This window comes from Nonomuraea maheshkhaliensis (assembly GCF_039529435.1).
Classification (GTDB): domain Bacteria; phylum Actinomycetota; class Actinomycetes; order Streptosporangiales; family Streptosporangiaceae; genus Nonomuraea; species Nonomuraea maheshkhaliensis.
This window is the reverse complement of record NZ_BAAAMU010000210.1, coordinates 1-10,992: the sequence shown is the minus strand read 5'-3', so window position 1 is coordinate 10,992 and position 10,992 is coordinate 1. Positions and strand designations below refer to the sequence as shown.

The 10,992-nt window shown below is 68.2% G+C and carries 11 protein-coding genes; 6 read left to right on the top strand and 5 right to left on the bottom strand.

Going from position 1 to position 10,992, the window contains the following annotated elements; translation table 11 throughout:
- The 3 genes from ABFX54_RS54390 to ABFX54_RS54380 form a co-directional block, all read right to left on the bottom strand.
- On the bottom strand, positions 1 to 442 hold a 442-nt coding region (locus ABFX54_RS54390), incomplete at its 3' end, for a hypothetical protein (protein ID WP_346115202.1).
- A gap of 1,404 nt (positions 443 to 1,846) precedes the next feature.
- A complete protein-coding gene (locus ABFX54_RS54385) occupies positions 1,847 to 2,032 on the bottom strand; it encodes a hypothetical protein (protein ID WP_346115201.1) in 186 nt (61 codons plus the stop codon).
- 27 nt (positions 2,033 to 2,059) lie between these two features.
- Positions 2,060 to 3,016, bottom strand: a complete 957-nt coding sequence (locus ABFX54_RS54380) for an RNA polymerase sigma-70 factor (protein ID WP_346115200.1) — start codon at positions 3,014 to 3,016, stop codon at positions 2,060 to 2,062.
- 207 nt (positions 3,017 to 3,223) lie between these two features.
- Here ABFX54_RS54380 and ABFX54_RS54375 point away from each other — a divergent pair, with 207 nt between their 5' ends.
- The 6 genes from ABFX54_RS54375 to ABFX54_RS54350 all read left to right on the top strand — a co-directional run bounded on the left by ABFX54_RS54375 (position 3,224) and on the right by ABFX54_RS54350 (position 9,166).
- Positions 3,224 to 3,721: a carboxymuconolactone decarboxylase family protein gene (locus ABFX54_RS54375; protein WP_346115199.1), complete on the top strand. Its 498-nt coding sequence runs from the start codon at positions 3,224 to 3,226 to the stop codon at positions 3,719 to 3,721.
- A gap of 15 nt (positions 3,722 to 3,736) precedes the next feature.
- Positions 3,737 to 4,498: an SDR family oxidoreductase gene (locus ABFX54_RS54370; protein ID WP_346115198.1), complete on the top strand. Its 762-nt coding sequence runs from the start codon at positions 3,737 to 3,739 to the stop codon at positions 4,496 to 4,498.
- A 126-nt stretch (positions 4,499 to 4,624) separates the two neighbouring features.
- Positions 4,625 to 5,152 (top strand): isochorismatase family protein, encoded by a 528-nt coding sequence (locus tag ABFX54_RS54365; protein ID WP_346115197.1) that lies wholly within the window; start codon positions 4,625 to 4,627, stop codon positions 5,150 to 5,152.
- Between the two features lie 13 nt (positions 5,153 to 5,165).
- Positions 5,166 to 6,623: an RHS repeat domain-containing protein gene (locus ABFX54_RS54360; RefSeq protein WP_346115196.1), complete on the top strand. Its 1,458-nt coding sequence runs from the start codon at positions 5,166 to 5,168 to the stop codon at positions 6,621 to 6,623.
- 51 nt (positions 6,624 to 6,674) lie between these two features.
- Positions 6,675 to 8,168 (top strand): RHS repeat-associated core domain-containing protein, encoded by a 1,494-nt coding sequence (locus tag ABFX54_RS54355; protein WP_346115195.1) that lies wholly within the window; start codon positions 6,675 to 6,677, stop codon positions 8,166 to 8,168.
- A gap of 233 nt (positions 8,169 to 8,401) precedes the next feature.
- Complete coding sequence (locus tag ABFX54_RS54350) at positions 8,402 to 9,166, top strand: hypothetical protein (protein WP_346115194.1); 765 nt, start codon at positions 8,402 to 8,404, stop codon at positions 9,164 to 9,166.
- Positions 9,167 to 9,578: 412 nt separating this feature from the next.
- On the opposite strand, the gene ABFX54_RS54345 is transcribed toward ABFX54_RS54350, so the two are convergent.
- A complete protein-coding gene (locus ABFX54_RS54345; RefSeq protein WP_346115203.1) occupies positions 9,579 to 9,812 on the bottom strand; it encodes a sodium:solute symporter family transporter in 234 nt (77 codons plus the stop codon).
- Between the two features lie 104 nt (positions 9,813 to 9,916).
- Entirely contained in the window at positions 9,917 to 10,909 is a 993-nt protein-coding gene (locus ABFX54_RS54340) for an alpha/beta hydrolase (RefSeq protein ID WP_346115193.1), read from the bottom strand.
- Positions 10,910 to 10,992 lie beyond the last annotated feature (83 nt).

Sequence of the window (10,992 nt, the reverse complement as noted above, 5' to 3'; positions counted from 1 at the left end):
CGCCGTAGGCATCGCGAAAGCCCGCGTACGAGAACTCCGCCCGCACCTTGCCCGCGCTCTCGCCGGTCAGACGGGCCCCGATGCCCACCCCACCCAGCTTCTGTACGGTGTCAGCGGGCAGCGTCTTCACCTTCACCGCGCCGACATCGGCGGCGCCCTTGACCTCGGCGAGCCGTACCGGCAGCGCACCCACCGCTACCGCCTTCTCGCCGGGATCCACCTCGGCGCTTCCCGGCTTTGGCCACACCGGCTCCTTACGCTCGGCCTTCGGCTGAGACTCTTCCGCCCCCTCGGCCACTCTCGCCTTCGCCACCGGCCGGCCATCCACCGAGGTTTCAGGATCCGGCCCCGCCACCGATGCCGCCGCCGGAACCACGAGATTGTCAGGCACCACCAAACCAGAGATCACCAATGTCATCGCCACCGCGATGACCAGCATCATCGTCCGTAACCGCCGCCAGACTCGCATGTCGCCACCTCTTCAGGGCACGCTGACGCAGACCCCGGGAACCGGGGCCGCGTCGCGCCGTAAGGAGTAAATAAAGACGATCAGCCCGGATCTTGAACGACGATCATCCAGAGGTCAACACCTGCAAGTTCGCCGCAAACGTTACGGAATGTCGCTTTTGCGATCCACAGCGAGGCGCACTGCATGTCAACCAGCCTGTAGAAACGGCCCTTACCAGATAGCCGACGAGTTGTGACATGAGTCACATTGACGAACCGAGTCAGACATGCGGCGAGCTGTCGAAAATGTCTTCATCGGCGCCGTAGGCGCGTCCGTCTCCCCGTTGCGCCTTTCATGGGATGTCGCGTCACTGAGTACAGCATCCGAGTGGCAGTTGAGCAGCCGAGCGCTCGGGCGGACAACCGGATCGGGGCAGTACGACTGATCAAGACGCGCTCGATCGTGTCCGACGCCTGCTGGGGCGAGCACATCCGAGTCAACGAAGTACGCGAACGCATCGTGGCCGTCTTCCAGATCATCACCAAGCGCGTCGGAGCCGCCGTGGCCACCAAGCGCTCCATCGACAAGAGTCCTGGCGTCGGCGAGGCAGCCTCAATCAATCCAACCGGTTCACCAGATCTGCAACTTACAGGAGCATCCGCATCTGAAGAGCGGGACCGCCTTGCAAGGCTCCCGCCCGGAATACCGCTTCCACCAGTGCAAACACCCGCCCAGCGATGGCCAATGGGGAGGTCCTTGCTGAGGAGCCAATACAGGCCGAGCAACAATCACATAAGGCCCGTTGATAGAGAAACCGGACGCCGTTCGACTCGAGCTCTCCTAAAGCGGGTGCCGCAGGTTCGAATCCTGCCGGGGGCACTCACCTAGATCGCCATATATGGCCCCTGACCTGCGGTTTCACAGCCGCAGGTCTTTTGTTTCACCACCCTGATAGGCAGCGGACAGTGCCCGTACGCAGCCGTACGACCATGATCAGGGGACATTCGGGGGATGATCTTGAAGCCGTTTCCCCAGGTCAACCCCTGATTCCGCATCATCCACGCAGCGACAACCCGCTACGACCGCCTCCGCCCGCGGGCGACGCAGCCGACGATCGCGCCAAATACGTGCGTACAGCCCAGAACGGTAACCGACCATCGCCGTTGAGGGCGTTGTCGCTCCCCTGAGCGACGCCCTGGCCGCGGACCACCGCGATCGGGCAGCCACCATGCCCGATCCTTCCCGCTGGAGGGCCGGGCTCAGCCAATCCGGCGATGCCGCCGGCAGGGCGGGCTCGTACACCACTCCCGTGGACGCTAACGGCGCAGATCGCGGCGCGCACGGCTCAGGCGGATCGCAGCAACTCCGCCGCCCGTCTCGGACGCGGCATCGATGCACTCATGCAGCAGCTCGGCGGCCGACATCGATCTCCACGGCCGGGAACGCGATCATCGCCAGCGCAGCGGGATGTGCATGCAGCGCCCGCCGATAGCTGCGGGCGAACCTGGCCAGCCCGTCGGCCCAGTCGGGGTCGTCCAGTCTGACCTTGTCGTTGTTGCTCTTCGGTCTTGTCGCTGCCGCCATTTGCCGGCGCTGCCGGTCTCGCTGAGCTCAGCGGGTCACGGCGGTCTCGCGCTCCACATGCGACAACTTCTCGGGGTTGCGTACGTGGTAGGCGCCGGTGACGTAGCCGTTCTCCACGCGCACCGCCACCACTCCGTCGACCTCCCCCTCGACCCGTACCAGCAGCCCTGGGCCGCCGTTGATCTGCACCAGTTCGACCGACCTTTCCGCGTCGCGTTTCCACCAGCCGATGGCCAGCAGGCGTGCCACGTTGTCGATCCCCACGACGGGCCGCAGCAGGGCATGTCTAACTCCGCCGCCGTCGCTCAGGGCGACGACGTCCGGCGCGAGGACGTCGAGCAGGCTCTGCAGCTCGCCGGTCTCCACCGCTCGCTGAAACGCCTGGAGCGCGGCTCGTGTCTCGGCCGGGGAGGCGACTCCGCGTGGCCGGCGCGCGGCGACGTGGGCCCGCGCCCGGTAGGCGGTCTGGCGGACCGCGGCCAGGCTCTTCCCGACGGCTTCGGCGATCTCGTCGTAGTCCAGATCGAACACCTCACGCAGCACGAACACTGCCCGCTCGATCGGCTGCAGCGTCTCCAGCACCAGCAGCATCGCCATCGAGACGCTCTCGGCGAGTTCGACGTCCTCAGCCACGTCGGGCGCGGTCAGCAACGGCTCGGGCAGCCACGGCCCGACGTAGGACTCCTTGCGCCGGCCGAGCACGCGTAGCCGGTCCAGCGCCTGCCGGGTGACGATCCGCACCAGGTAGGCGCGCTCCTCCCGCACGGTGTCGAGATCGACGTCCACCCAGCGCAGCCACGTCTCCTGCAGGACGTCTTCGGCGTCGGCGGCCGAGCCGAGCATCTCGTAGGCGACGGTGAACAGCAGGTTGCGGTGGGCGACGAACGCCTCGGTGGCGGAGTCCACAGCGTCCACGGAGTCCACGTGGCCGGCACGATCAAGCGGCTCGGCCGGCTCCGCACCTCGTTCGCGGCGCTCGGTCATGCCCGGTTCCTGCCTGCTCGTTCTCAGCACTGCCATACGCACAAGACGTCGGTCCACACCGCTTCGTAACACCCACGGTAGGTGGCCTATGTCACATAGCCGCGCTGTTACAGGGATCGGGGCGCCGACGTCTCGTGATCGTCAGACGCCACACGAACGATCCGTACGGCGCACGACGAGTTGAGAGTGAGAAGGGAAGTCTTCCCCATGTCCACGCCCACGACGACCGACCAGCGGTCGCGCATGCCCAACCCTCTCCGCTTCCTCCCCGAGATGGCGGAAGTCGGCGAAGGCCTGCACAAAGCCCTCCAGAACGGCGCGATTCCCCAGAGCACCATCCACCTGCTGCAGCTGCGCGCCGGGCAGCTCCTCGGCAGCACGTACTTCACCATCAGAGAAACCGGCAACCTTCGCAGGATCGGGGAATCAGAGGAGCGCATCACCGCCGTAGCCACCTGGCGGGACGCCACCCCCTTCACCAACGCCGAACGGGTCGCGTTGGAACTGGTGGAGGCGGTCCTCACCCCGAACCCATCCGGGGAGCGCGTCCCCGACGAGCTGTACGCCAAGGTGTCCGCGCACTACGACGACAAGGCGATGTGGTCGCTCATCATGGCGATCGCCCACATCGGCTTCTTCACCCCCGCCGCGCTCATCGCCAAGCCGATCCCCGGCATGCCCCCCGGCCAGAACTACAGCGCGTAAGAAAGGCACAACAGCATGGGCATCACCACGTTCGCGGTAGCGGGAGCGACCGGGCGGCTGGGCCGCCACGTCGTCGACGTCCTGACCGAGAGGGGACGCCAGGTCGTGCCGATGTCCCGCGCCACCGGCGTGGACATCATCACCGGTGAGGGCCTCGCCGAAGCCCTCACCGGGGCCGAGGTCATCATCGACGTGGCCTCGTGGCACTCCTCCGACCAGGAGGCGGCGACGGAGTTCTTCCGTACGTCGGCCCGCAATCTGCACGAGTACGGTCAGAAGGCCGAGGTCGCCCAGATCACCATGGCGTCCATCATCGGCGCCGACAAGGCCACCGCCGGTTTCCTCGCCGCAAAGAAGGTGCACGAGGAACTCCTCCTGTCCGGCCCGCTCCCCGTCCGCATCCTGCGGGCCGCGCAGTTCCACGAGTTCGTCGGCCAGCTCCTGGACTGGCAGCAGGGCGACGTCGCCTACCTCCCGGCCCTGCCCGCCCAGCTCGTGGCCTGCCGCACCGTGGCCGAGGAACTGGTCGACCTGGCCACCGCCCCCGCCGCCCCCGCCGCCCCGGGAACACCGATCCCCGAGATCGCCGGCCCCCGCAAGGAGACCATGGCCGAGGCGGCCCAGCTCCTCGGCGCCCGCCGAGGCATCAAGGTCGTCGGCGTCGACGGGTCCGGCATGCCCGATGCCGACCTCGCCGCCAACGGCGCCTTCCTGCCCGGCCCGCACGCCAAGCTCGCCGGACCCACCTTCCAGGAGTGGCTCGACACCCAGCCCTGAGCCGACCTTGCCCTTGTTCCCGGAACTCCCCCACCGGTGGACCCGAGGACAAGGGCTCCCCTGAGGCGCATCCTCGGGGACTCAGCGGCTGCCTCTTCGGACGTCATCCGCAGAAAGGGCTTCCTCATGCCCGTCACCACGATCGACACAACGACCGCACTCGTTCTCATCGACCTGCAGAACCTCGTCGTCGGCCTCCCCACCACCCCCTCCACCAGTTCAGAGGTGGTGGCCCGTGCGGTCGAACTGGCTGACGGCTTTCACCACCACGACGCTCCGGTTGTCCTGGTCCGGCTCACGGCCAACGCGGACGGATCAGATGCCGCGCCAGGACGCACCGAGATCCCGCGCCCGCCTGGCCCTCTGCCTGCGGGCTGGAACGACATCGTCGATGACCTGACCGGCCACGCCGGCGACATCACCGTGACCAAGCGCACCTGGAGCGCCTTCTACGGCACCGACCTCGACCCGCAGCTACGCCGCCGCGGCGTCACACAGGTCGTGCTGGCCGGGATCGCCACCAGCATCGGCGTGGAGTCCACCGCCCGCGCCGCCTACGAACACGGCTACAACGTAGCGCTGGTGACGGACGCCGAGGGAGACCCAGACGGCCTCGCCCGCGGGTGGCAGGGTCGTCACGGTCACCACCTATGACGCGCGTGGTCTGGTGCGGACCACCGCCGAGCCCATGTACAACACGGCGCAGCCGGGCAGCGGTCTGCTCAACCCGGCCGCCGCAGACCTGCCGCAGTCCACCACGATCAGCTATGACAGCCAGGAACGCCCCACCGCCGCCATCTCGTACCACCTGGGCACCGAGCTGCGCCGAACGAGCACCGCCTACCCGGGACTGGATCGGGCCGAGGTGACCCCGCCGGTCGGCGCGAAGACCGCGACGGTCGCCGACATATTCGGCCGCACCATCAAGATCGAGGAATGGGCCGACGCCACCACCCATCACGACACCACCTTCGTGCACGACCTCAACGGCAACCTGTCCAAGACGACGGACGCCAACGGCAACGTCCGCACCTTCACCCACGACTGGCTCGGCCGCCGCACCGCCGCGACCGACCCGGACGCCGGAGCCACCGCCTACGGGTACGACCTGGCGGGGCGCATGCTCTGGAGCACCGACGGGCTGGGGCAGAAGGTCTCCACGACCTATGACGACCTCGGCCGGCGTACCGCTCAATGGGCGGGCGAGACGGGCAGCGGCAGCAAGCTGGCCGACTGGACCTACGACAGCGTGGCGAAGGGCCAGCCGGCCACGGCGACGCGGTACGCGGACGGCCGGTCGTACACGCAGACGGTGACCTCCTACGACGACGACTACCGCCGCACCGCCACCAGCGTGACCATCCCCGACGGCGAGGGTGCCCTCGCCGGCACCTACACCTTCACCGCCGCCTACGACGCGGCGGGGAACCTGCGCGAGCAGGGTGTACCCGCGGCGGGGGACCTCGCCGCGGAGACGATCACGCACTCCTACACCGATCTCGGCCTGCTCGCGGGCATCGCCTCCAACCACGGCGGCGGGTTCACCTACGTCAAGGACACGACCTTCACCGCCACACGGAAACTCGCCACGCGCAGCCTCGGCGGCAACGGCCAGGTAAAGCGCACGCTGGAACGGGACGCCACGACCGACTGGCTGGCCAGGGTCACCACCCAGACCAAGGCCGACACCACCGCGCCCGACACGATCCAGGACGATCGCTACAGCTACGACGCCGCCGGGAAGATCATCCGAGTCCTGGACGCCGCCTCCGCCGTAGCGGGCGGCACAGCGAGACAGTCAGACTGCTACACCTATGACGGCCTGCGCCGGCTCACCGCCGCCTGGACCACCACGGCGTCGGCGTGCGCCGCGGGCTCGGCGGACGGCATGGGCCCGGACCCGTACAACCAGAGTTACGCCTACGACAAGGTCGGCAACCTCACCACCCTGACCGACGACGACGAGAGCGCGACCTACACCTACCCCAGCCCGGGCGCCACCGCCGTCCGGCCCAACGCGGTAACCTCCATCGCCCGGCCCGCCGGCACCGATTCCTACGCCTATGACAACGCCGGCCAGCTCACCGCCCGCACCGTCGGCGGCGTGCAGAGCGCCTTCGACTGAAACCAGCTCGGCCAGCTCACCCGCGCCGTCGTCGGGGGCCAGGAGACCACCATGGTCTACGACGCCGACGGGCAGCGCCTGCTCCGGCGGGCTCCCGGCGGGACCACGCTGTACCTCGACGGCACGGAGGTGACGCTGTCCGGCGGACAGGTCACCGCCAAACGCCACTACGCGACCAGCGACGGCGCCACGATCGCCCTGCGGGACGGGACCGGGGTCACCTGGCTGCTGTCCGGTCTGCACGGCAGCCAGCAACTGGCCGTCACCGCCGACGGCCAGGTCAGCAGGGAGCGCTACCTGCCCTTCGGGCAGCGCCGAGGCGCCGATGACCTGCCCTTCACCGACCGTGGCTGGCTCGGCAAGACCGAGGACGGATCCACCGGCCTGACCTACCTGTCGGCCCGCTACTACGACCCTGCCATCGCCAAGTTCATCAGCGTCGATCCACTGCTGGACATGACCACTCCCGAATGGGCCAATCCGTACTCGTACGCGGGTAACGATCCCATCGGTCAGGCCGACCCCGATGGATTACGGCCCGACCACTGTGGTGACGGCTCCGGCAGGACCGAATGCGCCGTCAACATCCAGCAGAAGTTCGCCAAGCGGCAGCCGCTGACCAAGGCCGAGGTCGCGGAACACGTCTACAACACCCACTACAGCAACCTGAACGAGAGCCAGAAGCGCTCGGTCTGGATGGCCTGGAAGGGCCAGACGGATCCGGACGCCGTCAACGCCTGGGTGAAGAAGACGCTCGCCGAGCAGGACAAGCGCGCCATGCTCATGGTTCGGGACTTCCTGTGGGCGCTGTTCATCGACGACTTCCCCGAGTGCGCCCGAGGTGACGCGCTGGCCTGCGCCGGCGTCATCCCCTGGGGGAAGGCCATCGGGCTGCCGGCCAAGGTCATCAGGAAGCTCGTCAGCAAGGCCGACGACACCGTCCAAGCAGGACGGAGCGCGAGGAAGACCGGCAAGGCGGGGTGCAGCAGCTTCGTCCCCGGTACCCGCGTCACCATGGCCGACGGGACGACCAAGCCCATCGAGGACGTTAAGGTCGGCGACAAGGTGATCGCCACCGACCCCGAGTCGGGCCGGACCCGCGCCGAACCGGTCATCGCGGTCATCACCAGCAAGGGCGCGAAGAACCTGGTCCGGGTCACGGTAGACACCGACGGCGCACGCGGGGACGAGGTGGGCGTCGTCGTGGCCACCGAAAGCCATCCCTTCTGGGCGCCCGGCTCGGACGAGTGGCAGGACGCGGGCTCGCTCACGCCGGGACAGTGGCTGCGGACCAGCGAGGGCCGCCTTGTCCAGGTCACGGCCATCCGCAAGTGGAGCGCCAGCGATCAGCGGGTGCACAACCTGACAGTTGCGAACGTCCACACCTATCGAACGTCCACACCTATTATGTCGAGGCGGGGCGGCAGGACCTGCTCGTCCACAACATCGGTCCCTGCATCCCGGGCCCTGCTCGGTATCACGACGAGGAAGGGCTGTCCCATTCGTTCGATCGTCACGCGCAGCAGTGGTATGGGAAGGAAGTGAAGAAGGAGAAGCTGCTCGACGACTGGAAGAACCTCATCGAACGAGGGATGAAGTCGACGAAGGTGGTGTTGTGGAAGACGGAAGCACCGAGACCTATGGGCACCTGATGCGTGTGGATGGGAAGTGGTTCTTCCGTGCAGTTCGCCCGCTCCGACGGGCGCCTGATGACGGCCTTCGTCCCCAACCAAGCGCAGCTTCGCCGGATCCTCAGCCTCCTGAAGTAGGACGTCCCCATGCCCAGTAGCCCGCTGTCCCCGGAACCCCCGCACCTGTCGTTCGGGCTCTACTCGGAGCACGGAGAGAGGCTGCTGCTGTCGCAGGTGTGTGCGGCGATCGGCAGCGGTGCGGGCGGGCTGACGGGGGTGATCGGCGTGGCTCCGCGGGACAGCCATTTCGAACTGGTGAGCGACCTGGGCGCGGACTACTACGAGACGGAGCTCCCTCTGCCACGCGCGGCGGCCGTCGTCAGCGATGCCGACCCTGAACTGCGAGCCGTCAGGGTCGGCTTGCGGCACGAGCTGGTCGGGGCGATGGTCGCCGGTTATGACTGGTCGGACAGCGGCGCCGATCACGCCGTCTCCGTCTTGGCGGAGGCCGGGCCGCTGGGCGTTCCGGACGAGATCCGGACCGGCGCGGAGAGGCGGCGGGCGAGGAAGCGGGGGGAGCGGTTCGTGGCCCTGATGCGGCACGTGTGCGACGAGGTGGATCCCCTGTACGGCGCCGTGGGTGTCGAGATGTCGATGCCCACGCCGCGGCTGCTCGCCAGGTCACGGAACGGGCTGGGGGATCTGTACGTCTCGGATCGCCTCATGTCCCGATCTCCCGCCCTGCGCGATGGGTTGTCTGCCTGCTTCGCCAAGGCCCAGGTCGATACCTGGGGCAACGGCACCTACTTCTCCTCGTGGGGGCCGTTCAACGGCGCTGGTGTGAGCGCCCCCCACCCCGAGGAGATCTCGCGCGAGGCGGTGCGGCTGCTCGGACGGGCGCTGGCTCGTTGATCGAGGGGCGGTAGCGCCAGGGCATGCGGCTTCATGGGGGATGCGCCACGTGGACGCCCACGCCGTGGCAGGGGCGGTTCCTGCCACATCCGCTCGCGCCGGCCGAGCGGCTGAGGGCCTATGCTGGTGCAACGCGGTGGAGGACGTCACTCAGCGGCGAAGCCTGAGCGACAGATGCTCAAGAGCTCCACATCCGTGCCGAAGCCCCCGCCAAGCACCTGGTCTCCTGCTCCCCGAAGCAGCGGAAAGGCCGGAACCGGGTTCGCTCAGTCGTGGGCCGCTCGGTCGCCGACCGGCTGATCCTTCCAGCTGCACTCCACGACTCTCTGGACACACACGGTCCAGCAGCTCGACCTACCTCGCAATCGCCGTTCTCCCGCCGGCACCGTAGCTACGCCCGAGATCCTGCTGGCTAACTCGCGAAACAACAACACGCGGCGGCGCGGCGGCGCATGAACTCGGGGACGCTGCACACCTTGGACCCGTAGTAGAACGGCATCATCACGACGCCGCGGAACAGCATCGCGGGGACCGCGCCGATCCAGTAGTAGTGCATGGCCGGCATGCCGTACTCGGCGCCGTTGGCCGACATCCCGATGATCTCAACGGCGCCGAGGTTCGCCGAGATGAAGGCGAGGCCGGTGATCTAGGCGGGCAACGACCTCCCCGAGAGCAGGAAGTCGAGGCTGCTGGAGACTCTCCTGCACGCGGCCACCCCGACCAGCAGGACCACCGCGAAGCAGACCAAGATCAGCATGTAGTCGACAACACCGGCGCCGATTCTCGCCGAGACTCTTCGGCTTTCAAGGCGGCCTTGAGGACGTCGATGGCCTGGGTTATGGCGGCGCTGGTGGCCTCGGTGGCGCGGACGGGGTTGAGCATCATGAAGTCGTGCAGCGTGCCGTTGTAGCGGACGCTGGAGGTGGGCACCCCGGCCGCGATCAGCTTGCGGGCGTAGGCCTCGCCCTCGTCACGCAGCACGTCGTTCTCGTCGACGATGACGAACGCGGGCGGCAGGCCCTCGAGGTCGGCCAGGGAGGCGCGCAGCGGCGAGGCGGTGATCTCGGCGCGCTGGGCGGGATCGGTGGTGTAGGCGTCCCAGAACCAGGCCATCGCCTTGGCCGTCAGGTACGGCCCGTCGGCGAACTCGCGGTAGCTGTCGGTGTCCTGGCCGGCGTCGGTGACCGGGTAGTACAGGGACTGGTGCACGAAATGCACGTCACCGCGCTGCTTGGCCAGGATGGTCAGGGCCGCTGTCATGTTGCCTCCGACCGAGTCGCCCGCGACGGCCATCCGGGAGGGGTCCAGCCCTTCCTCGGCGCCGAACTTCACGATCCACTGGGCGGTGGCATAAGCCTGCTCGATGGCCACCGGGTAGCGGGCCTCGGGCGAGCGGTCGTACTCGACGAAGACGACGGCCGCGCCCACGCCGACTGCGAGCTCGCGCACGAGCCGGTCATGGGTGCCCGCATTGCCGATGACCCAGCCGCCACCGTGCACGTACAGGACGACGGGGAGCATGCCCGTCGAGCCGACCGGCTTGACGATCCGCACCCGCACGTTGCCGACCTCGGCGGGGACGACGATCCACTTGTCGTCCACGTCCGGTTTGGCGATCGGGGCGGCCTGGAGGTCGTCGAGGACCTTGCGGGCGCCCTCGGGGCCGAGCTCGTACAGGAACGGCGGCTTCGAGGTGGCCTGCGCCAGCTCCCAGGCGGCGGGCTCGAGGATGTGCCTGTTCATGCTGTGCCTTCTTTCGCTATGGATCAGCTACGTGCTTCGCGAGGCACGTAGGCGAAGGTGGGACCGGCGCCGCCGGGCAGCGC